General features: G+C 67.8%; 16 protein-coding genes and 1 pseudogene. 9 read left to right on the top strand and 8 right to left on the bottom strand.

The features are described 5' to 3' along the window. Positions 1-53: 53 nt before the first annotated feature. Genes SCH01S_RS04345 through SCH01S_RS04335 form a run of 3 tightly spaced genes read left to right on the top strand, consistent with a single transcriptional unit; the run spans position 54 to position 4,578 of the window. Complete coding sequence (locus tag SCH01S_RS04345; protein WP_046347628.1) at positions 54-1,277, top strand: amino acid aminotransferase; 1,224 nt, start codon at positions 54-56, stop codon at positions 1,275-1,277. Next, on the top strand, positions 1,277-3,361 hold the full coding sequence (locus SCH01S_RS04340) for a transketolase C-terminal domain-containing protein (RefSeq protein ID WP_046347561.1): 2,085 nt from the start codon (positions 1,277-1,279) through the stop codon (positions 3,359-3,361). The genes SCH01S_RS04345 and SCH01S_RS04340 overlap by 1 nt, the downstream gene beginning before the upstream one ends. Then, positions 3,361-4,578: a dihydrolipoamide acetyltransferase family protein gene (locus SCH01S_RS04335; protein WP_046347560.1), complete on the top strand. Its 1,218-nt coding sequence runs from the start codon at positions 3,361-3,363 to the stop codon at positions 4,576-4,578. The genes SCH01S_RS04340 and SCH01S_RS04335 overlap by 1 nt, the downstream gene beginning before the upstream one ends. A 125-nt stretch (positions 4,579-4,703) precedes the next feature. On the opposite strand, the gene SCH01S_RS04330 is transcribed toward SCH01S_RS04335, so the two are convergent. Genes SCH01S_RS04330 through SCH01S_RS04320 form a run of 3 tightly spaced genes read right to left on the bottom strand, consistent with a single transcriptional unit; the run spans position 4,704 to position 10,430 of the window. Then, positions 4,704-5,708: a histone deacetylase family protein gene (locus tag SCH01S_RS04330; RefSeq protein ID WP_046347559.1), complete on the bottom strand. Its 1,005-nt coding sequence runs from the start codon at positions 5,706-5,708 to the stop codon at positions 4,704-4,706. Between the two features lies 1 nt (position 5,709). Further along, positions 5,710-7,926, bottom strand: coding sequence for a CHASE domain-containing protein (locus SCH01S_RS15705; RefSeq protein WP_052733768.1), 2,217 nt, complete (start codon positions 7,924-7,926; stop codon positions 5,710-5,712). Positions 7,927-7,967: 41 nt separating this feature from the next. Beyond that, complete coding sequence (locus SCH01S_RS04320; protein WP_046347558.1) at positions 7,968-10,430, bottom strand: membrane-bound PQQ-dependent dehydrogenase, glucose/quinate/shikimate family; 2,463 nt, start codon at positions 10,428-10,430, stop codon at positions 7,968-7,970. A gap of 102 nt (positions 10,431-10,532) precedes the next feature. On the opposite strand from SCH01S_RS04320, the gene ppc reads away from it, so the two are divergent. Beyond that, positions 10,533-13,199, top strand: coding sequence for a phosphoenolpyruvate carboxylase (gene ppc, locus SCH01S_RS04315; RefSeq protein WP_046347557.1), 2,667 nt, complete (start codon positions 10,533-10,535; stop codon positions 13,197-13,199). On the opposite strand, the gene SCH01S_RS16735 is transcribed toward ppc, so the two are convergent. After that, on the bottom strand, positions 13,183-13,455 hold the full coding sequence (locus tag SCH01S_RS16735; RefSeq protein WP_169746352.1) for a hypothetical protein: 273 nt from the start codon (positions 13,453-13,455) through the stop codon (positions 13,183-13,185). The two genes, ppc and SCH01S_RS16735, sit on opposite strands and share 17 nt — an antisense overlap. Before the next feature lie 113 nt (positions 13,456-13,568). Between SCH01S_RS16735 and SCH01S_RS04305 the strand changes: the two genes are divergently transcribed. The 4 genes and pseudogenes from SCH01S_RS04305 to SCH01S_RS17470 form a co-directional block, all read left to right on the top strand. Beyond that, on the top strand, positions 13,569-14,369 hold the full coding sequence (locus tag SCH01S_RS04305) for a crotonase/enoyl-CoA hydratase family protein (protein ID WP_046347555.1): 801 nt from the start codon (positions 13,569-13,571) through the stop codon (positions 14,367-14,369). Then, positions 14,370-15,518: an acyl-CoA dehydrogenase family protein gene (locus SCH01S_RS04300; RefSeq protein WP_046347554.1), complete on the top strand. Its 1,149-nt coding sequence runs from the start codon at positions 14,370-14,372 to the stop codon at positions 15,516-15,518. Continuing rightward, entirely contained in the window at positions 15,518-16,183 is a 666-nt protein-coding gene (locus SCH01S_RS04295; RefSeq protein ID WP_052733767.1) for an acyl-CoA dehydrogenase family protein, read from the top strand. The genes SCH01S_RS04300 and SCH01S_RS04295 overlap by 1 nt, the downstream gene beginning before the upstream one ends. A gap of 585 nt (positions 16,184-16,768) precedes the next feature. After that, positions 16,769-16,852 (top strand): annotated as a pseudogene (locus tag SCH01S_RS17470) (PEPxxWA-CTERM sorting domain-containing protein); the annotation flags it as partial. 11 nt (positions 16,853-16,863) lie between these two features. Here the strand turns inward: SCH01S_RS17470 and SCH01S_RS17075 are convergent. The 4 genes from SCH01S_RS17075 to SCH01S_RS04275 all read right to left on the bottom strand — a co-directional run bounded on the left by SCH01S_RS17075 (position 16,864) and on the right by SCH01S_RS04275 (position 20,872). Next, a complete protein-coding gene (locus SCH01S_RS17075) occupies positions 16,864-17,127 on the bottom strand; it encodes a DksA/TraR family C4-type zinc finger protein (RefSeq protein ID WP_046347553.1) in 264 nt (87 codons plus the stop codon). A 239-nt stretch (positions 17,128-17,366) separates the two neighbouring features. After that, complete coding sequence (locus SCH01S_RS04285) at positions 17,367-18,956, bottom strand: acyl-CoA dehydrogenase family protein (protein WP_046347552.1); 1,590 nt, start codon at positions 18,954-18,956, stop codon at positions 17,367-17,369. Then, entirely contained in the window at positions 18,953-20,152 is a 1,200-nt protein-coding gene (locus tag SCH01S_RS04280; RefSeq protein WP_046347551.1) for a CoA transferase, read from the bottom strand. The genes SCH01S_RS04285 and SCH01S_RS04280 overlap by 4 nt, the downstream gene beginning before the upstream one ends. Further along, positions 20,153-20,872, bottom strand: a complete 720-nt coding sequence (locus tag SCH01S_RS04275; RefSeq protein WP_046347550.1) for an SDR family oxidoreductase — start codon at positions 20,870-20,872, stop codon at positions 20,153-20,155. 57 nt (positions 20,873-20,929) lie between these two features. On the opposite strand from SCH01S_RS04275, the gene uvrC reads away from it, so the two are divergent. After that, positions 20,930-22,852, top strand: a complete 1,923-nt coding sequence (gene uvrC / locus SCH01S_RS04270) for an excinuclease ABC subunit UvrC (RefSeq protein WP_046347549.1) — start codon at positions 20,930-20,932, stop codon at positions 22,850-22,852. Positions 22,853-22,927: the final 75 nt, after the last annotated feature.

Genomic DNA, 22,927 nt, shown 5'->3' with positions numbered 1-22,927 from the left:
AAATGGACGGAAACAGAAATGATTTTACGCGCCAGATGCTCTATGTCTTTCTCATGGCCACCATTCTTGATCCCGCGCCGAGCCTGGCGCCCGCCGCGCCGGCCGATGCTGGCATCTTCGATGCTCTTGCGCTCCAGCCTGCCGATCCGCTGCTTTCGGTGATCGGTGCCTTCCGCGCCGATCCGCGGCCCAACAAGATCGACGTCGGCGTGGGCGTGTTCCGGACGGAAACGGGCGAGACGCCGGTGTTCCGCGCGATGAAGACGGCTGAGCGCCGGCTGCTGGAGACGCAGGACACCAAGGCCTATCTGGGTCCGGAGGGCGATATCGGTTTCTTCCAGGCGCTGAGGCCGGTCGTGTTCGGCGCGGCCGATCCCGGCGAGCGGGTATTCGGGCTGCAAACGCCGGGCGGCACCGGGGCGCTGAGGCTTGCGGCCGAGCTGATTGCGCAGGCCCGGCCCGGTGCGCGCGTGTTCCTCGGCACGCCGACCTGGCCCAATCATCCGCCGATCCTGAAGAAGACGGGCCTGGAGCAGGTCGCCTACCGGCATTTCGACGCCGAGACGCAGGCGGTGTGCTTCGATGACGTCGTGGCGGCGCTGGAGAGCGCAGGGGCGGGCGACGTCGCGCTGCTCCAGGTCTGCTGCCACAATCCGACAGGCGCCGACTTCACCGTCGAGCAGTGGCACGAGATCGCCCGCATCCTCGGCCGTCGCGGTGTGCTGCCGTTGCTGGACCTCGCCTATCAGGGCCTGGCCGAAGGGCTGGATGCGGATGCCGCGGGCGTGCGGATCGTGCTGGATCAGGTTCCGGCCGCGCTGATCGCCTATTCGTGCGACAAGAATTTCGGGCTTTATCGCGAGCGCACGGGCGCGCTGTTCGGCATCGCGGCGAGCGGGGAGCGCGCGCGGATCGCGCATTCGAACGTGCTCGCGCTTGCCCGCGCCGCCTGGTCGATGCCGCCGGATCATGGCGCAGCGGCCGCGCGCATCATCCTTGTAAGCCCCGAGCTTTCCGCCGATTGGCGCGCAGAGCTGGCCGAAATGCGCGACCGGATCGTGTCGATGCGCGAACTGCTCGGCACGATCGATCCGGCGTTCGCGCCGCTGGCACGGCAGCACGGCATGTTCTCGACGCTGCCCTTGTCGCCGGAGCAGGTGCGGCGGCTGCGCGAGGAGTTCGCGGTGTACATGCCCAATTCCGGCCGCATCAACATCGCCGGCCTGACGCGCGGCAATGTCGAGGCGTTCGTCCGTGCCGTGAAGAGCGTGCTGTGATGGCAGCGCAAGCGCCGGCGATCGACACGCATCGCGGCAATGCGCCGCACCCGGCCTGGGACTGGCGGCGCGTCGCCTATCTGGTGCAGCTTTCGCGCGCGCTCGACAAAATGGAAGAGACCCGGCTCGTGCCGGAGAAGAAGGTGCTCTACCAATTCTCCGCCCGCGGGCACGACATGGCGCAGGTGCTGCTGGGGCTGCGGTTGACCGATCCCGTCGATGCGGCGTGCGGTTACTATCGCTCCCGGCCGATGTTGCTGTCGCTGGGCGTGCCGGTCGAGGATGCGCTCGGCTCCGCGATGGGCCGCGCCGGCGGCTATTCGGACGGGCGCGATATCGGCGTCGTCTTCAACTATCCGAACCCGCACGGCGCCTCGGCGCTGCCGATGTGCGGCGGCGTCGGCGCCCAATATACCCCGACTGCCGGCTGGGCGCAGGCGATCGAATATTATCGCGCCGAGCTGAATGACCCGGCCTATGACAAGGCGATCGCCGTCGTGCTCGGCGGCGAGGCGAGCTGTGCGACGAACGGCTTCTGGGCGGCGCTGACGATCGCGACCACGCAGCAGCTGCCGATGCTCTTTTTCATCGAGGACAATGGCTACGGCATTTCGGTGCCGTCTTCGTTCCAGACGCCGGGCGGCGATATTGCGGCGAACCTGGCCAGCTTTTCGGGCCTCGAGGTCTTAAGCGGCGACGGCACCGAGCCGGCCGAGGCGGCGCGGCTGGTCGATCGCGCGATGACCCATGTTCGGGAGCGGCGCGCGCCGGTGCTGCTGCGGCTGACCGTGCCGCGGCTGCAGGGCCACAGTTTCCAGGATACCCAGACCTACAAGGGCGACGCGGTCGTGAAGGCCGAATGGGCGCGCGACCCGCTGCCGAAGCTGAAGTCGTTCCTGGTCGGATCGCTGCTGAGCGAAAGCGAATGGGACGCGATCGAGCGCGACGCTGCCGAGGCGGCCGAAGCTGCGCGCGAACGCGCCGAAGCCCGACCTGTCTCCGATCCGGAGCAGGTGACGCGAAACGTCTTCTTCGAGGGCGAGATGCAGGCCGAAGGCGGCCAGTGGACGCACGGCTATGAGCCGCCGTCCACCAGCGAGACCCCGACGCCAGACGGGCAGCGCATCAATATGGGCGCTGCGATCCGCCGGACCCTGGAGCAGGAGTTGGAGGCGAACCCGCGCGTGCTCGTGTTCGGCGAGGATGTGGGGCCGAAGGGCGGTGTCCATGCGGTGACGCTGGGCCTGCAGGAGAAATTCGGCGCGTCGCGCGTGTTCGACACCAGCCTGTCCGAGGAAGGGATTGTCGGTCGCGCGGTCGGCATGGCGCTGGCCGGGCTGATGCCGGTGCCGGAAATCCAGTTCCGCAAATATGCCGAGCCTGCGACCGAGCAGATCAACGATTGCGGCACGATGCGCTGGCGCACCGCCAACCGCTTCGCTGCGCCGATGGTGCTGCGCGTGCCCGGCGGCTTTTTCAAATGCGGCGACCCGTGGCACAGCCAGACCAACGAAGTCGCCTTCGTCCATCAGCCGGGCTGGAAAGTCGCGGTGCCGTCGAATGCGGAAGATGCAGTGGGGCTGCTCCGCGCATCGCTCCGCGGCAACGATCCGGTGATTTTCTTCGAACACCGGGCGATGCTGGACGATTCCTGGGCGCGGCGGCCGTGGCCTGGCGATACGTTTGTGCTGCCGTTCGGACGGGCCAAGAAAGTGGCGGACGGCGACCAGATCACGATCGTCACCTGGGGGGCGATGACGCTGCGCTGCGAGACGGCGGCGGGGCACGTGCCGGCCGACGTGATCGACCTGCGCACGCTGATGCCCTGGGACCGCGAGATGGTGCTGGAGTCGGTCCGCCGGACGCGGCGCTGCCTGATCGTGCACGAGGATATCCGGACGGCGGGCTTCGGCGCGGAAATCGCGGCGGTGGTGGCGGACGAGGCGTTCCTCGACCTGGATGCGCCGGTGGCGCGGCTGACGATGCCGGATATTCCGAGCCCGCATAATCCGGTGCTGCTCGATTGGGCGGTCCCTTCGGTCGAACGCATCCGCGCTAAGATCGACGAATTGGTGGCGTTCTGATGAGCGGCAAGGTCGACATCACGATGCCCGCCGAGCTGGAGGGCACCAAGGCCGTGGTGCGCAGCTGGCTGAAGGCGGTCGGCGAGACCGTGCGCCGCGACGAACCGCTGGTCGAGCTCGAGACCGACAAGGTCACGACCGAAGTGCCGGCCCCCACCGACGGCGTGCTGCTGGAGATCCTGCTGGAGCGCGATGCGGAGGCGGAACCGGGCGCATTGCTCGGGCGGCTCGGGGCTTCGCTCGGAACCAACAGACCCGTTCGGGCTGAGCCTGTCGAAGCCCTCCCCTCTCTTTTTTCGGTATCGCAAGAACAAGGGAGGGCTTCGACAAGCTCAGGCCGAACGGAGTGGGGGATCAGCACAGAGCAAATCCGCGAACACCGCTTGTCGCCGGCGGTCCGCCGCGCGATGTGCCAGCACAACCTCGATCCTGCCGTCATCCGCGGCACCGGCAAAGCCGGGCGCATCACGCGCGCCGATGTAGACGCGCATGTCGCAGCACGCGCCGCCGCGCCTTCGTCCGGCAGCCGCATCGTCCCGCATGATCGCATGCGCCGTCTGATTGCCGACAACATGCTGGCGAGCGTCACGACGGCGCCGCATGTCACGGCCGTGTTCGAGGCCGATTTCAGCGCGATCATCGCGCACCGGGCGAAGCACAAGGCGGCCTATGAGCGCGACGGCATTTCGCTGACCTACACGGCCTATATCGTCGCCGCCTGCGTCGAGGCGATGCGCGCCGCGCCCGCGATCAACAGCCGTTGGCACGCCGATCACCTCGAACTCTTCGATGACGTGAACATCGGCATCGGCACCGCGCTTGGCGACAAGGGCCTGGTCGTGCCGGTCGTCCACCGCGCGCAGGAACTGTCGCTGCAGGGGATCGCCGCGCGGCTGCACGACTTGGCGGCGCGCGCCCGCTCGGGCCAGCTGAAGGCCGCCGACATGAAGGACGGCACCTTCACCATTTCGAATCACGGCGTGTCGGGATCGCTGGTCGCGGCGCCGATCATCATCCAGCAGCCGCAATCGGCGATCCTCGGTGTCGGCAAGCTGGAAAAGCGCGTCGTCGTGCGCGAGGTGGGCGGCGTCGACACGATCCAGATCCGGCCGATGGCGTTCGTGTCGCTGACGATCGACCACCGCGTCGTCGACGGGCACCAGACCAATGCGTGGCTGACCGCGTTCGTGCTGGCGCTGGAGAGCTTCAGCGGCTAGAGCGGTTAGCGATCAAACCGGCCCCGCTCGTCCCGAGCGAAGTCGAGGGGCGTTGCTCGAAGCCTGCGCCTCTCGACTTCGCGCTGCGCGCTCCGCTCGGGACGAGCGATCGGTTGCAGGCTACGCTAAAGCCCGCTCAGGAAACTGCGCACGTTCGACCCCAGCGCCGCCGTCGCATAGCCGCCTTCCTGGACGATCACCGTCGGCAGCCCCACAGCCGCGATGTCGCCGGCGAGTGTCCGGTAATCCTCGGTCGTCAGCTGGAAATATGAGATCGGATCGCCTTCGAACGTGTCCGCGCCGAAGCTGACGACCAGCAGGCCCGGATCGAACGCCCGGATCGCAGCAAGCGCGCGCGCCTGGGCCGCGCGAAACTCCGCCAGCCGCGCCCCGCGAGCCAAAGGCAAATTGAGCGTGGCGCCTTCGCCCGGGCCGCCGCCGATCTCGTCCGCGTGCCCCCAATAGAAGGGGTAATCGGTCGCGGGATCGGCGTGGACAGAGGCGTAGAACACGTCGCCGCGTTCCCAGAATATGTCCTGCGTGCCGTTCCCGTGGTGATAATCGATGTCGAGGATCGCGACGCGCTTCACGCCCGCATCGCGCGCCCGCTGTGCAGCGATCGCGGCCACGTTCAGATGGCAATAGCCGCCGAAATAATCGGCACCCGAATGGTGGCCGGGCGGCCGGCAGAGCGCGAAGGCAGCGCGCTCGCCCGTCAGCACCGCGTCGGCGGCGGCCACGGCCGTCTGTGCGTTCCAATAGACCGCGTCCCACGTCCCTTCCGCGATCGGCGTCGTCGCGTCGAAGCTGAATTGGCCGAGCAGCGCGTCGATCCGGTTCAGCCGCAAGGGCCTGCGGCCGACGATCGGCCAGGCATAGGGAATCGGATCGCCGTCGCGTCCAGCCTCGCGCCAGAGCGCGTGCGCGGACTTCAGGAAATCGACATAGTCGGCGCTGTGGACCGCCAGGATCGGCGCCTCGCCGCGATCTGCCGGGCGTTCGGTTTGGGCGATTACGCGCAGAATGGATTCGGCCCGATCCGGCGTTTCCTGATAGGCGGTGAACGCCCCGTTGTGCAGCTCCGCCACCGGGGCATGGCGCAATTGGCGGGGATCGAAGAAGGCGCGCATCTTAGCCGTCCAAGGCTTGCCGGACGGCGCGCGCGACCTGGCCGGCCTGGAATGGCTTCCGGAGCGTCGGGATGTCGCCGTCATCCTCGTCGCTGCCGCGTAGTTCCTCCGGGGCATAGCCGGTCGCGTACAGGATCGGCAGTTCGGGACGCTGCTGCCGGACCAGGCTCGCGAGCCGGCGGCCATTCATGCCGGGCATGACGATGTCGGTCAGCAGCAGCGCGATCTCCGGCTTCTTCTCGATGACGGAGAGGGCTTCCTCGCCGCCACTGGCTTCGAGAACGGAGTAGCCAAGTTCGCAGAGCGTCTCGACGGTGATGCGGCGAACCTGGTCTTCGTCTTCGACGACCAGGATCACTTCGTCGGCACGGCCGGTCGGCACGCCTTCATCCCGAGCCGGGGCTTCGGGAGGCGAGGCCTCGCTTTTCTGGTCGCGCGGCAACAGGATGACGATGGTCGTGCCGCGCTCGGGTGCGGAGATCAGCTCGAGCGTGCCGCCCGATTGCGTCACGAAACCATAAACCTGGCTCAGGCCAAGGCCGGTGCCGCGGCCGACGTCCTTGGTCGTGAAGAACGGTTCGAACGCCCGCGCGGCGACCTCTTCGGGCATGCCGTGCCCGGTGTCGCGGACGGTGATCGAGACAAAGTCGCTCGCCGAGCTCGATCCGGCGGGCGTGTCGGCGCTGCGGCGCAGATTGGCGGTGGCGATCGTCACCGTGCCGCCGTCCGGAGTCGCGTCGCGCGCATTGATCGCGAGATTGACGATCGCGTTTTCAAGCTGGGCCGGGTCGGCGAAGCAGCGCCACAAGCCGTCCGCCAGCACTGTCTCCAGCCGGATTCCCTTGCCCAGCGCGCGGTGCAGCAATTCGGCCATGCCAAGGATGAGGGCATTGGCGTCCATGGCGCGCGGGGCGAGCGGCTGGCGCCGGCCGAAGGCGAGCAGCCGCTGCGTTAGCTGCGCGGCGCGTATGGCGCCTTCGCGCGCATGGCCGACGGCGCGGCGGACCCGGTCCGGATCGTCCGCCCGCCGTTCGGCGAGATCGATATTGCCGATGATGATCGCGAGCATGTTGTTGAAGTCATGCGCGATACCGCCTGTGAGCTGACCGATCGCCTCCATTTTCTGCATCTGGCGCACCTGCGCTTCGGCTTCGGCGCGCGCGCTGCCTTCGTCGATGAGTCGCGCATTGGCGTCGCGCAGTTCGGCGGTACGCAGCGCTACTTCGTCTTCGGTCCGCGCGGTGGCGCGCTGCTGCTGCAGCATCAGGATCGCGACCAGCAGGCTGATCAGTGCGCCGCCGCCGGCGACGACGATCGGCAACGGAAACGTCTCCGCCTGATCGAATCGGGGCGTCGAGGTCAGCCGGACGATCCAGGTTCGTCCGACGGTATCGATGCGTCGGATGCGCTGGACCGACGGCCGGGCCTGCACCGGGCCGCTGCGGAACAGCAGCTGGTCTTCGTTCGCGGCGACATCAAAGATTTCGACGGTCAGTTGCGACAAATCGTTGCCCGCAAAAGTGGCGTTGAACAGATCATAGGCGCGCAATGGGCTGTACACCCATCCCAGCAAATGCCGCGGCTCCGCGCCGCTGCCGCCATTGTCGAACAAAGCGAGATAGATCAGGAATCCCGGCTGCTTGACCGGGTCGATTTCCTGCACCAGCCGGACTCGGCCGCTGACGCGGGCCGTATTTCCTTTGCGGGCGGCGTCCATGGCTTCGCGGCGGGTTGGTTCGCTCAACATGTCGTAGCCGATCGCGGAGCGGTTGCGTCGATCGAGCGGCTCCAGATACTCGATCGCCGAGTAATCCCGCCGCGTGCCGGGCGGCCACACCCTTAGATCGGGAAAGCCGAGTGCGGACGCCTGACGCTCGAAGGCGGCCACCCGCGCCTTGTCGGGCAGATAGGCTGCATAGCCGATGCCCAGCACGCCGGGATAATAGCGATCGAGACGAAGCCGGGCGACGAAGTTCCGGAACTCGTCGGACCGGACGTCATCCGATGCCTTGAAGAAGCCGGCGGTCGCACGAAGCAGAGTGAGCTGCGCCAGCATGCGTGCGTTGATTGCGCCGACGGCGTTGTCGGCCAGCGCCTCGAACCGGGCCGAACGCCGCGCCGCTTCGGCGTGCGATACGGCCGCCGCCGCGGCCAGCGATGCCGCGAGGCCCAGCAGAAACACGAGCAACGGGATAAGGTCGCGGCGGCTACGCTGCATCGCATGCGCGTATCATGCGGCTCGCTTTAGTCCAAACGTACTCACGTTCCTTTCGGCAGCGCATAGGCGACGATCGAATCGCCCGCTGCCGTGCCGAGCGTGCCGTGCCCGCCGGCAGCGATCACGACGAACTGCCGCCCGCTCGCCGCCGACCAATAGCTCATCGGCGTCGCCTGGCCGCCGGCCGGCAGCCGCGCCTTCCACAGCACCTTGCCGGTCGCGGTATCATAGGCGCGCAGGTAGTAATCGAGCGCCGAACCCATGAACGCGACGCCGCCGGCCGTCACCATCGGTCCACCGAGCGACGGCACGCCCAGCTTGAACGGCACCGGGATCGGGCTTTCGTCGCGGATCGTGCCGTTGCGATGCTGCCACGCGACCTTGCCGGACACGAGGTCCAGCCCGGCGACATACCCCCAGGGCGGCGCCTGGCAGGGCAGCCCGATCGGCGACAGGAACGGGTTCAGCGCGACGGCGAAGGGGGCGCCGTAATTCGGATTGTAGCCCTTGATATTGGAGCCTTTCATGTCCGAGCCGCCGGCCGGACCGGTCTGTCCTTGCAGTTCCGGCGGCATCGATCGCGTATCGCGCGGCAGGACCGGCTTTTGCGGAATCAGGCGATCGACGAAAGCCATGTAATTGGGATGGGCGAAGGCGATCATCCGGATCGGGTCGATCGCCATGCCGCCCCAGTCCATCACCCCGAAATTGCCGGGGAAGACGAGCGAACCCTGGGTCGAGGGCGGCGTGAACGGCCCCTCGTAGCGCAGCCGGTGAAACGCGATCCGGCAGACCAATTGGTCGAGCATCGTCGCGCCCCACATGTCCGCGCCCGTGACGCGCTTGGCCGGCATGAAGCTCACGCTCGAAAAGGGCTGGGTGGGGGAGAGGCGGTCGCCCGGTGCCGGATCGCCGGGGACAGGCCGCTCCTGAACCGGGAAAACCGGCTGGCCGGTGCGGCGGTCCAGCACGAAGATGTTGCCGGTCTTGGTCGACTGCACCAGCGCAGGGACCCGGCCGCGGCCGGGCAGCTCCAGATCGACCAGCGCAGGCTGCGCCGGCACATCCATATCCCACAAGTCATGGTGCACGGTCTGATGGACCCAGCGCGGGCGTCCGGTATCGATGTCCAGCGCGATGATCGCCGACGAGAACCGCTCCGTCTCCGGCGTGCGGCGGCCGCCCCATTGATCGACCGCGGCCATGCCGGTCGGGATGTAGACGAGGCCTAAGGCTTCGTCGGCGGCGGCAATCGTCCAGCTGTTGGGCGTCGAGGGCACGTAGCGGCCCGTTCCCGGCGGCTGCGGCGACGTATCGTTCGGGTTGCCCGGATCGAAGCTCCAGACCGGCCTTCCCGTCACCACGTCATAGGCGCGGATCACGCCCGAGGGCATGAAGTTCGACTTGTTGTCGAAGACGGCGCCGCCCAGGATCGCCAGATTGTGCGCGATCACCGGCGGCGAGGTGACCTGCCACCAGCCGCGCTGCCAATCGGGCGCGCCGGGCCAGAGATTGACCTGCCCGTTATTGCCGAAGCTGCGGCACGGCTGCCCGGTGCGGGCGTCCAGCGCGATCAGCCGGGCATCGTTGGTGCCCATGATGATCCGCTCCGGGCACTCGCCATTCGGCGCACGCGAAGCGCCGGGCATCGCCGCCGAATGATAGGAAACGCCGCGACAGGTCAGGTGCTGCATCTGCTTGCTGTCTATGATGTGCGGATCGAAACGCCAGACCTGCTTGCCCGTCTCTGCATCGACCGCGAACACGATGTTGTGCGGCGAGCAGAAATAGACGAGGCCGCCGACCTTGATCGGCGTCACTTCATAAGTGAACTCGTCGGGGTCGCCCGGCCGCTTCATGTCGCCGGTGTGGAATTCCCATGCCTTTTCGAGCTTGCCGGCATTGTCCGGCCGGATCTGGTTCAGCGGCGACCAGCGATCCCCGCGCCAGGACCGGCCATAGGCCGTCCAGTCCTGTTGCGGCACGTTGCCGTACAGGCTCGCCGCCAAAGTCGCGCGCGGACCCGGCAGCGTGCCGTCCAGATCGTGCGGATTGCCGAACGCGGCGACGATCGCGACCAGCACCGCCAGCCCGATCGCGCCGACCAGGGGCCATGCGGGCCCGGGCCAGCGCGCCGTCCGCTCCAGGCGCCGAACGACCCAGGGCAAAGCGAGTAGGATGGCCAGGATCACCAGCAGGTCGCCGCGCGGGGCGAGCTGCCAGAAGTCGAGCCCCACTTCGGCGAGCGCCCAGATCATCGTGCCGACAAGGAGCAGCGCGTAGAGCCAGAGGGCGGCCGGGCGGCGCTGCCAGAGCAGGACGGCGCAGCCGATCAGGGCGAGGCCCGCAATCAGGTAATAAAGGCTGCCGCCCAGCGCCACGAGCCACGCGCCGCCGATGCCCACCGCAAGCCCCAGCAGCGCCAGGACAACAGCAAGGACCATCAGCAGCAGGGATCGTCTCGGCCGCGCTGCATGTTCGCGCGCATCAGCCTCAGTCGTCATGGACCGCTCCCGATTGTGAACACAGGTTAAACACGGCGGACGCGAAATGGTTCGCATCGGAATGCAACGCCGTTATGCCTTTCGCTTTCTGAGGGCCCCGGCATGAGCGAAGCGCACACGATCTCGCAAAATCCCGATATCCGGTTCCTCGGTCGGATGCTCGGGAACGTGATCCGGCACTATGGCGGAGAGACGCTGTACCGGCGCACCGAATATATCCGGTCCGCCTCAGTCGATCGCGCGCGGGGATTGGCGGACGCGGAGTCGATCGACCCGGGGCTGGATGCGCTGAGCCTGGACGACACGCTGGCGTTCGTGCGCGGGTTCATGCTGTTTTCGATGCTCGCGAACTTGGCCGAGGACCGGCAGGGTGTCGCCGCCGAACCGGGCGCCGATGTTGCCCACGCGGTCGAGCGGCTGCGCGGCGAAGGCATCGGCGATGAGGCGATCGCCGCATTGTTGAAGGACGCGCTGATCGCGCCGGTGCTGACCGCGCACCCGACCGAAGTCCGGCGCAAGAGCGTGATCGACCATCGCAACCGCATCGCCGAGCTGATGCAGTTGCGCGACACGGGGGCCGTCGAAACGCCGGAGGGGGAACCGGTCGAGCTTGCGATCGAGCGGCAGATCGCCTTGCTGTGGCAGACGCGGCCGCTCAGGCGCGAGCGGCTGTATGTTGCCGACGAAGTCGAGACGGCGCGCACCTATTTCCAGGATGTGTTCCTGCCGGTGCTGCCGGCGCTCTATGCGCGTTGGGAGCGGGCACTGGGTGAGCGGCCGCCAAGCTTCGTCCGGCCCGGATCGTGGATCGGCGGCGACCGCGACGGCAACCCCTTCGTCACCGCCGACTCGCTGCGGCTGGCGCTGTCGCGCGGCGCGGAAACGGCGATCGCGCATTATCTCGACTGCCTCCATGCGCTCGGCGCCGAGCTGTCGGTGTCGTCGGGTCTGGCGGACGTCGAACCCGCGGTGATCGCGCTTGCCGAGGCGAGCCATGATGAGGCGGCGGCACGGATCGACGAGCCGTATCGGCGGGCGATCTCCGGCATCTACGCGCGGCTGAGCGCCAGCTTCGAAGCGTTGACCGGACACGCGCCGCCGCGGCCGACGCGAATCGTCGCCGACCCCTATTCTTCTCCGGAGGCGTTGGCAGCGGACCTGCGCGTGCTCGGCCGATCGATCGGCGGGGCAGGCGGGCCGCTCGCTGGGCCAGGGCCGCTTGGCCGGCTGATCCGCGCCGTCGAAACCTTCGGCTTCCACATGGCGACGCTCGATCTCAGGCAGAACAGCGCCGTGCACGAACGCGTCGTCGGCGAGCTCCTCGCGCGCGCTGGGGTCGAGGCCGTTTATGCGGCGCTCGACGAAGCCGGGCGCGTGGCCCTGCTGCTGCGCGAGCTCGGGTCCGCCCGGCTGTTGTCCAGCCCGTTCGCAGACTATTCGGATGAGACGCGCAGCGAGCTCGAAATCGCGCGCGCGGCCGCCGAAGCGCATGCCCGCTACGGACCGGCTTCGATCCGGGCCTATATCGTCTCGATGTGCAAGTCGGTCTCCGACCTGCTTGAGGTGCATATCCTGCTGAAGGAAGCCGGGCTTTTCGTGCCGGGCAAGCCGCCCGCGATCATGGCGGTGCCGCTGTTCGAGACGATCGCCGACCTGGAAGCGGCGCCGTTCATCATGCGCGACTGGTTCGGGCTGCCCGGCATCGTCGAGTGGGCGCGCGAGCGCGGCCGGCAGGAAGTGATGCTCGGCTATTCCGACAGCAACAAGGACGGCGGATACCTGACGTCGGTGTGGTCGCTGTACCGGGCCAGCGAGGCGCTGCGCGACATTTTTGCGGAAGCGAGTGTCGCGATGCAGCTGTTCCACGGTCGCGGCGGCGCGGTGGGACGTGGCGGCGGATCGTCCTTCGCTGCGATCCGCGGACAGCCGACCGGCACTGTCCAGGGCTGCATCCGCATCACGGAGCAGGGCGAAGTAATCGCCGCCAAATATGGCACGCCCGAAAGTGCCGCCACCAACCTGGAAGCGATCACGGCGGCGACGCTGCTGGCGAGCCTGGAGCCGCCGTCCTTGTCCGGCAGCGACAAGGCGCGCTTCGAAGATGCGATGGCCGAGCTGTCGCGCACGGCATTCCAGGACTATCGCGGGCTGGTCTATGAAACGGACGGGTTCCGCAGCTTCTTCCGCCAGATGACGCCGATCGCGGAGATCGCGACGCTGAAGATCGGCTCTCGTCCGGCAAGCCGCACCAAATCCGACGCGATCGAGGATTTGCGCGCGATCCCGTGGGTGTTCAGCTGGGCCCAAGCGCGCGTGATGCTGCCGGGCTGGTACGGGGTCGGTCACGCGCTCGCAGCATTCGGCGACAAGGCGCTGCTGCGCGAAATGGCCGAAGCGTGGCCCTTCTTCGCGCCGACCCTCGGCAATCTGGAGATGGTGCTGGCCAAGTCCGATATGGGAATCGCTGCACGCTACGCCGGCCTTGTCGAGGACCGGCAGACGGCCGACGCGATCTTCGGCCGAATCCGCGATGGCTGGTACCGGACACGCGACATCTTGCTCGAGGTGACCGACCAGAGCCGTCTGCTCGAGAAAACGCCCGGTCTCGACACCTCCATTCGTTTGCGGATGCCCTATGTCGAGCCGCTCAACCTGCTGCAGATCGAGCTGTTGAAGCGGCATCGCGCCGGCGAGGCCGATCCGCGTATTGCAGAAGGCATACAGCTTTCGATCAACGCGATCGCCACCGCGCTCAGGAACAGTGGCTGATCGCTCGCGTTTCTTTGAAAAGGGGCTTGCCGTGCCGGCCGGCTTTTGAAAGTCTGTCCGGCGGGAATGATGGGGAAGTGACGATGATTTTATTCGCATTGGCGTTGTTGCAGGCGGCCGCTCCAGTCCAGACGAACACGACGGCTGAACCGGCCGCGGCGCCAGCCGCCCAGCCGGAGGAAACGGCTGACGCGACGCCGCCCGCGCCGAAGATGAAGCGGGTGTGCCATACGGAGATGGATCCGCGCGTGAACACGCTCGCGTCGCGACACCGGGTGTGCAGCTACGTCCAGGCAGACGCAGACAAGGACAAGGCGCCGAGATAGACGCCGCTGGTCAAGTGCGCCCAAGCGTGCAAGCCTGGGCGGCATGACCGATCCGATCCTCTGCACGCGCGACGGTTCGATTCTGACCGTCACGCTCAATCTGCCCGACAAACGCAACCCGGTCTCCGACCCGGCGGTGATCGACGCGCTCGAACGCGCGCTGCTTGCTGCCGATGCGGATATCGGCGTCCGTGCGGTGATCCTGACCGGCGCGGGCTCCGCCTTTTCCTCCGGCGGCGACTTGAAGGCGATGAAGGCGGGGAGCGGCCTGCGCGCGCCGCTGCCCGCGCAGACACGACGCAATTACCGCGAGGGCATCCAGCGGCTGCCGTTGCTGTTTCATGCGCTGGAAGTCCCGGTGATCGCGGCCGTGAATGGCCCCGCGATCGGCGCCGGCCTCGATCTCGCCTGCATGTGCGATATAAGGATCGCCGCGGAAAACGCTATATTTGCGGAAAGTTTCGTGAAGGTCGGGATCGTTCCGGGCGATGGCGGCGCCTGGCTGCTGCCGCGGATCGTCGGCTTTTCGAAGGCGACCGAGTTGGCGCTGACCGGCGAGACGATCGGCGCGGACGAGGCGCTCAGGATCGGGCTGGTGTCGCGCGTCGTGCCTGGCGGAGAGCTGATGGCGGCGGCACGGGAGATCGCCGACAAGATCGCTGCCAACCCGCCGCACGCGGTGCGCATGACCCGGAGGCTGCTGCGTGAAGGCCAGACCGCGACGCTCGCCAACATCCTCGAAATGTCCGCCGCGATGCAGTCGCTGGCGCATGCGACGCGCGACAATGACGAGGCGATCGACGCGTTCCTGGAGAAGCGGCCGCCGCGCTTTACCGGCGCATAGATGTTCGACGCGCTTCAGCTCACCCGCATTCCGGCGGAGGACGAGGCGCTGCGGGGCAAGGTGCGCGCGCTGATCGCCGAGCATGTGCTGCACCGCCCGGTGACGGAGCGGGTGCGATCCTGGATGGGGATCGATGCCGATTTCAGCCGGGCTCTGGGCGCGGCGGGATTGCTCGGGCTGACGCTTCCCGTCGACTATGGCGGCGCCGGGCGGGGACCGTTCGCGCGCTATGTCGTGGTCGAGGAACTGCTGGCGGCGGGCGCGTCGGTCGGGCTTCACTGGATCGCCGACCGGCAGAGCGCGCTCGTCATCCTGACGTTCGGCACCGAAGCGCAGAAGCGATCCTACCTGCCGCGCATCTGCCGGGGCGAATTGTTCTTCTGCATCGGCATGAGCGAGCCGGAGGCGGGCTCTGACCTCGCATCGGTGCGGACCGGCGCGGAGCGGACCGAGACCGGCTGGCGACTGACGGGCCAGAAGATCTGGACCACGGCCGCGCACCTCTGCGACTATGCGATCGCGCTGGTGCGGACCTCCGGCACTGCGGCCGACCGTCACCGGGGGCTGTCGCAATTCATCGTCGACCTGAAGGCGCCGGGCGTCACGATCCGCGGGATCGAGGACGCGACCGGCCACCGCGATTTCAACGAGCTGTTCTTCGACGGCGTCGAGCTGGCGGCGGACGCGCTGCTGGGCGAGGAAGGCGCGGGCTGGGCGCAAGTGAATGCCGAGCTTGCGTTCGAGCGCAGCGGCCCCGAGCGCATCTGGTCGAGCGCAGTGCTGCTCGACAGCTGGATCGGGCACCTGAAACAGGCCGGCGCCGATGAAGTGCGGACCGAGCGGGTCGGCGGCTTCATGGCGCAGCTCTCGGCCTTGCGGGCCCTGTCCATCGCCGTCACCGCCCGGCTCGCGGCGGGCGAGCAACCGGTGGTCGAAGCGTCGTTGGTCAAGGATCTGGGCACAAGTTTCGAGCAGGCAATCCCGGCCGCCATCGCCGACGATCTCGGCGGTCATCCGGATGAAGCGGTCGCGCCGCAGCTAAGGGCGGCGCTGATCGACGCGCTGGCGCTGGCGCCGGCCTATTCGCTGCGCGGCGGCACGCGCGAGATCCTGCGCGGCATCATCGCCCGCGGCCTGGGGCTGCGCTGATGGAATTGCGCGCCGCATTCGAACGGCTGCTCGACGCGAACGCCGGCGATGCGCTGATGCCCGCGCTGGACGGGGCCGGATATCTCGACGCGCTGCGGGAGCTGCCGCTGAGCGAGGTCGAACCCCTGTTGCGCGCGCTCGGCGCACGCGCTGTCGACGCGCCGGTTGCGGAGACGATGGCCGTGCGGGCGGTCGCGGCGCCGTCGCGTTCGTTGCTGGCGGTCATGGCTGCGGCGGAGATGGCGGGCATCGGCGAGCGCCTGCTCGAGATGAGCCTGGAGCATGCAAACACGCGACGCCAGTTCGGCAAGCCGATCGGCGGGTTCCAGGCGATCCAGCAACAGCTCGCGGTGATGGCCGAGCAAGTGGTGCTGACCCGCATCGCCGCCCAGTCGGGCTGCGCACATGGACTGGAGCCTCCGCTCGTCGAGGCCGCAGCCGCCAAGAGCGTCGCAAGCAGCGCGGCGCCAACGATCACGGCCATCGCCCATGCGGTGCACGGTGCGATTGGGATTGCCCGGGAGTTTCCGCTGCACCGGTTCACCGCCCGCCTTCATGCGCTTCGCATGAGTCATGGTTCCGAAAGCTATTGGAATCGCACGCTTGGCAAGATCAGGATCGAAGCAGAAGCGGAGAACTCGCTCGATTTCTTGCGCCATGTTTAAAGAGCGGCGACAATAGCATCCATTAACTATAGCGTGTCCCAGGACGGGTCACGGCATGGTTTCTGCGCGCTTTACTATGTCCACTCATAAGCTCATTCTACGAATAGATTTTGCGAGTCGCCGCAATAAGGCGACCGTCGTTCGGGGCGCACCGGAAGCATTGGGGGTGATTGAATGCGCGGTTTCGTCGTGCCTCTTGCGATCGCGTTTGCGAGCGTGAGCCTTGGCGCGTCCGCGGCGCAGGCGAAGACCATCTTCATCCACCTGCCGACCGAACGGCCGTTCGGTCGGGATAGCGCGCTCTACGATTTTACCTTTAAGTCCAGGAGCGAGAAATTTGAGTCGGCGCTTGTCTTCTTCAATCTGAACGGCGGCACCCGCTATGGCTGCGGCGTTCATGTCGGCGCGCGCTGCACGCTGCATGCCGCGGGGCAGACGCTTACGCTCGCCGGGCTCAGCAATGGCGTCGTGGGCAGCTTCGCCTGGTCCCAGAGCCCGACGTTCGACAATCATCCGCTCGAGATCAGCATCGGCGTGTCGCTGACGCCGCTCGCGCTCAGCCATTTCGACAGCGCCATCACGCTGGTCAGCGCGGTGCCCGAGCCGGCAACATGGGCATTGATGATCGCCGGGTTGGGTCTGGCGGGCGCGCAGTGCCGGCGCCGCCGGCGGACCGCGGCTCAGCGGAGCTGGCTGTCCTTGCTGCCGCGCCGATTGATGCCGCCGCGCACCACCGCCGCGTCGCGCGCCGATTGGCACGGGACGCAGGTTCGCGTGCCCGGCAGAGCACGCCGGCGCGGCTCCGGAATCCGATCGCCGCAATCTTCGCAATATTCGGTGCCTTCGCCGGCCGGAATGCGCGCGCGGGCGCCAAGCACGGCGTCCTTCACCGTGTCGTCGATCTGATCCTGCACCGCCCCATCGGGCGCCCATCCGCCTGCCATCGCTGACATCCTGTTTCGTACGGTCCCGCTACCGAAATAGGCAGCGGCCGCGCGCATTCCAGAGGCGCGATGCCTCGCTCGGGCTGGGCAACATGGACGACTTTTACATGGAATCAGGAAAATTTCCCTTCCCCCATGTTTGAGCCGCAAGTCTGAACAGGGTCAAAGAGCCGCCGCCGAGGCATGACTCGGCGGAGCGAGCAGCTTAACGCCTCGAATGCGGTGTAGGACAGCGCAATTCACTCGGCCTGGCTGAGCTTCCCGCGCGCGATCACTTGCGCCTGAATTTCCGCCGCCCCTTCGAAGATGTTGAGGATGCGCGCGTCGCAGAGGATGCGGCTGATCTCGAACTCCAGCGCATAGCCGTTGCCGCCGTGAATCTGGAGCGCGGCGTCGGCATTCGCCCAGGCAGTGCGCGCGGCGAGGAGCTTGGCCATGCCCGCCTCGATATCGCAGCGGCGCCCCAAATCCTTCGCGCGGGCGGCGCGGTAGGTGAGCTCACGCGCGGTGACGATCTCGGCCAGCATCATCGCGAGCTTGTCGGCGACGCGCGGGAAGTCGAGGATCGGGCGGCCGAACTGCTTGCGATCGTTGGCGTACGCCCAGCCAAGCTCGAACGCGCGGCGGGCGACGCCGACGGCGCGCGCGGCGGTCTGGATGCGCGCGCCTTCGAAGGTGCGCATCAGCTGCTTGAAACCCTGGCCTTCCTGGCCGCCCAGCAGTGCATCCGCGGGCGCCGTCATGCCGTCGAACGAGAGCGCATATTCGCGCATGCCGCGATAGCCGAGCACCTCGATCTCGCTGCCCGCCATTCCGGGCGCGGGGAAGGGATCAGCGTCCGTACCGCGTGGTTTCGGCACCAGCAGCATCGACAGGCCGCCATAGCCGGGCACATCCGGCCGGGTGCGGGCGAGCAAAGTCATCAGGTCCGAGCGGGCGGCGTGCGTGATCCAGGTCTTGGCGCCATGGATCGTCCAGCCGTCCGGTGTTCGCACTGCGCGCGTGGCGAGGCTCGCCAGGTCGGAGCCGGTGTCGGGCTCGGTGAAGACGGCGGTGGGCAACACGTCGCCGCTCGCGATCAGCGGCAGCCAGTGCGCTTGCTGCGCCTCGGTGCCGCCCGAAAGGATCAGCTCGCCGGCGATTTCGGAGCGGGTGCCGAGCGAGCCGGCGCCGATCCAGCCGCGGCTCAGCTCTTCTGTCACCACGCACATGACGAGCTTGCTTAAGCCCAGGCCGCCAAAGCGTTCGGGAATGCAGATCCCGAACGTGCCGAGCGCGGCGAGTTCTTCGATCGTCTGATCCGGGATCAATGCGTTGGCGAGATGCCAGCCATGCGCGTGCGGCAGGATGCGATCGTCGGTGAAGCGCCGGAACTGATCGCGGATCGCGTCGAGCGTTGCGTCGCCGAGCGCGTCGTCGATGCCGCCGCCGCTGCGCAGATGCGCGATCAGGGCGGCGCGGGTCTCGGCGGTATTGCCGGCCGTGGCGAGCGGGTGATGGGGGCCCGTATCGAGGCCGAGGTCGGACGGACGGACGATCTCGTTCTGCCCCATCGGCAGTCCGCCGGCGAGCTGGGCGAGCGTTTCGCCGAACGCGATCCGAAGCAGGAGCTGTTCGCCGGTGCCGAGGGCATCTCGGCTCTGGAGCGCGTGAGCCCAATCGAGCAGCGCGGCGAGCGCTTCGACACTGGTTTCGATCCAGGCATAGCCGTGCGTAGCGCGCTGCTCGGCATCGAGCGACGAAGCGGCGACCCGGTGCGCCACGGCTGCCCGTGCGCGCCCGGCATAGTCGCGTGCGGCGGCGAGCGCGTCTTCCAGCTCCGCGATCATCCGATCACGCCTGTGTCGTGCAGGCGTCCGATTTCGGCCGAGGAGAAGCCGAGCCGTTCGGCGAGCACCCGGTCCGTGTCTGCGCCGAGCCTGGGCGCGGCGCGCGGCGCCTCTCGCGCCTGGGCGGGAAGGGTGGCGAACGCGCCGGCAGCGGGATAGGCGAGGCCGCTCGGATTGTCGGTGGCGCCGAACATCGGATTGTCGCCGACCAGCGCGGGGTCGCGGGCCGCCTCCAGCGTAGTGCGATAGGCGCCGTAGCAGCAGCCCTGGCGTTCCAGCTCCGGCACAAGTTCGTCCGCGTGGCGGGCGGCGACGGCCCGTTCGACCAGCGGGAATAGCGCGTCGCGATGCTGGAAGCGGACGCCTTCGTCCCGCGCAAAGCTGACGCCGCGTTCCGCTTCGATTCGAGATACTTCCGCGTCGATGTTCAGAACCGCGACGAGCCCGTTCCACTGCCGGGGCGTGATCGCCATCAGCATCAACCGCTTGCCGTCGGCCGTGGTGAAATCCCGGCCGAAGGCGCCGAACACATCGTTGCCCAGCCGCGGACGGTTCGCTCCGGTGGTCAGCGCTTCGGCGATCATGCCGAGATTGGCGACGCTGCCGGTCGCGACGTCCTGCAGCGGCACGCGGATTTCGCCGCCCTTGCCCGTCGCGTCGCGGTGCCGGATCGCGGCAAGCATCGAAAAGGCAGCATAGGCGCCCGTCAGCAGGTCCCAGGCGGGGAGAACATGATTGACCGGCGCGTCGCCCAGCGCCGCGGGGCCGGTGAGCTGCGGCAGGCCGATGGCTGCATTGACCGTATAGTCGAGCGCCGGCCCGCCATCGGCCGTCCCCATCACGCGAACGGTGATCAAATCGGCGCGGCGAGCGGCGAGCGCGTCGTGGGCAAGGAAACCGTCAGCGGGGAAGTTGGTCAGAAGCTGCCCAGCGGCGGCGGCGAGGGCCTGGAGCAATTCGCGCCCTTCCGGCCGGCCGAGGTCCAGTGCGACCGACTCCTTCGCGCGGTTCAGATTTTCCCAATAAAGGCTGGCCCCGTTCGGCGCCTGCGGCCAGCGCCGGAAGTCCGGCCCGCCGCCGACCTGATCGACCCGGATCACCTCCGCGCCCATCTGCGCCAGGTACAGCCCGGCCGTCGGCGCGGCGACGAACGAGGAGGCTTCGACGACGGAGAGGCCGGAGAGAAGCGGGTACATTCAGTATTTGATCATGATCCGCCGGGCGAGGGCGGGGGACACTTCGCTGACGGCACGCAGCAACTTCGTTGCGCCGATATAGGCTTGCTCCTGGCCGGTCTCGATCGCCTTGACGATCGCCGCCGCGCAATCGGGCGCGGACATTTTCTTATGCCGGTTCTGCTCGGTCATCCGCGTCTCGACCACCGGCGGCAGCGCCTCGGTGACGGTGATCCGCGTGTTCCTCAGCTGATATCGCAGCGTCTGGGTGAAGCTGCGCAGCCCGGCCTTGGTCGCGCAATAGACCGGGCCGGCGCCGCGCGGCGCGATCGCCAGGCCCGAGGTCACGTTGACGATCGCCGCCTCCGGCCGCTCGCGCATGGCCGGCAGGAACGCCGCGATCAGGTGCATCGGCGCGTTCAGGTTCAGGAAGATCGCGCGGTCGGTCTGTTCGAGGTCGAAATCGCCGAGCAAATCCGACGGGCCGCTCGTGCCGGCATTGTTGACGAGGATGTCGAGCGGGACGCCGCTCAGCTCATCGACGACGCGGTCGCATCCGGCCTGGGTCGAGAGGTCCGCTTCGATCGCCTGGAAACCGGCATCCTTTGCAGAAGCGAGCCGGCCGGCATCGCGGCCGCACACCGCGACGATCGCGCCGCGCTGCTTCAGCTGGCGCGCGACTTCCAGCCCGATTCCGTCGGTGCCGCCCGTAACCAGCGCGGTCTTCCCCATGATCCGCATGATGCCCCCTCCATCATCGTTGCCGCTTATCGTGGTAATGCCTAACTCTGGCACCCGATGTCCCGTCCGCAAAGCCCCGATCGATTCAACGAGGAAACCGCGACCTATTCGGTCCGCGGCGCCGATGCGCCGGACCTGGAGCAGGGCGTCGCGGTGATCCGCAACGTGCTGAAGACGCTGCCGGTGCGGCCCGGCGTCTATCGGATGCACGATGCGCGGGGCGACGTGCTGTATGTCGGCAAGGCGCGGGCGCTCCGGAACCGGGTCACCAACTATACCCAGGTCGCGCGGCTGTCGAAGCGGCTGCAGCGGATGGTCGCGCAGACGCGGTCGATGACGATTGTCACGACCAACAACGAAGCGGAGGCGCTGCTGCTCGAGGCGCAGCTGATCAAGCGCTATCGCCCGCCGTACAATGTGCTGCTGCGCGACGACAAAAGCTTTCCCTACATCCTGCTGCGGGCCGATCATGCCTTCCCGCGCGTGCAGAAGCATCGCGGGGCGCAGAAGATCAAAGGCAATTATTACGGGCCGTTCGCCAGCGCCGGATCGGTGACGCGGACGCTGAATGCGCTGCAAAAATTGTTCCTGCTCCGCTCCTGCTCCGACAGCTTCTTCGCCAACCGCTCGCGGCCCTGCCTGCTTTATCAGATCAAGCGCTGCTCGGCGCCGTGCGTCGGCCGGATCGACGAAGCCGGCTATGCCGAGCTGGTCGGTGACGCCAAGGCGTTCCTGGCGGGCAAATCGACCCAGGTGCAGGCCAAGCTGGGCGCGGCGATGCAGAAGGCCGCGGAAGCTATGGATTTCGAGCTGGCCGCCGTCTACCGGGACCGGCTGAAGGCGCTGACCTTTATCCAGGGCAGCCAGGCGATCAACGCGGAAGGCGTGGGCGACGCCGATATCTTCGCGCTCGCCTGCAAGGCCGGGACGATGGGCATCCAGGGCTTCTTCATCCGCGGCGGCCAGAATTGGGGGCATCGCAGCTTCTTCCCGTCGCACACGGAGGACTTGAGCGAGGACGAGGTGTTCGCGAGCTTCCTGATGCAATTCTACGAGGAAGTGCCGCCGCCGCGCACGATCCTGCTCGACCGCGAGCTGGCCGAGGGCGCGCTGATCGCCGAGGCGTTGGCCGAGCAGGCCAAGGGGCGGGTGACGATCTCCCAGCCGCAGCGCGGCGACCGGCGGCGGCTGATCGAGCAGGCCAAGCGCAATGCCGAGGAAGCGCTCGAACGCCGCATGGCCGAAAGCACGACGCAGGCGAAGATATTGCGCGAGCTCGCCGACCTGTTCGAGCTGGACGGGCCGCCGGATCGGATCGAGGTGTTCGACAACAGCCATATCATGGGCACCAATGCGCTGGGCGCGATGGTCGTCGCGGGGCCCGAGGGGTTCCGCAAGAACAGCTATCGCAAGTTCAACATCAAGCGGCCGGAGACGGCCCCTGGCGACGATTTCGCGATGATGCGCGAAGTGTTCGAGCGCCGCTTCGCCCGCGCCAAGAGCGAGGACCCGGACCGCGAGGGCGGCGACTGGCCGGACCTGGTGCTGATCGACGGCGGGCGGGGCCAGCTCAATGCCGCGATGCAGTCGCTGGAGGAAATCGGAGTCGAGGACGTCGCGCTGGTCGGCGTCGCCAAAGGGCCGCATCACGGCCGCGAGGGGCGGGAGGTGTTTCACCTGATGGACGGCCGCGAGCTGACGCTACCGGTCAACTCGCCGGTGCTGTTCTACCTTCAGCGGCTGCGCGACGAGGCGCACCGCTTCGCGATTGGCGCGCACCGGCAGAAGCGCGCCAAGGCGATCGGCGTCAGCTCGCTGGACGAGGTGCCGGGCATCGGACCGGCGCGGAAAAAGGCGCTGCTGATGCATTTCGGCACGGCCAAGGCGGTGCGGTCGGCAAGCCTGGAGGATTTGCAAAAGGCGCCGGGGGTGTCGCGCTCGGTCGCGCAACAGATCTACGACTTCTATCATGCGCGGTGATGCAGCCCCTCTCCCCTGCGGGGAGAGGGCGACTCGCGCGAAGCGCGAGCGGGGTGAGGGGGCCCGGAGCCTGTC

Origin of the sequence: Sphingomonas changbaiensis NBRC 104936, assembly GCF_000974765.1 — a bacterium.
Lineage (GTDB): Bacteria > Pseudomonadota > Alphaproteobacteria > Sphingomonadales > Sphingomonadaceae > Sphingomonas_B > Sphingomonas_B changbaiensis.
This window is presented reverse-complemented; position numbering and strand designations above follow the sequence as displayed.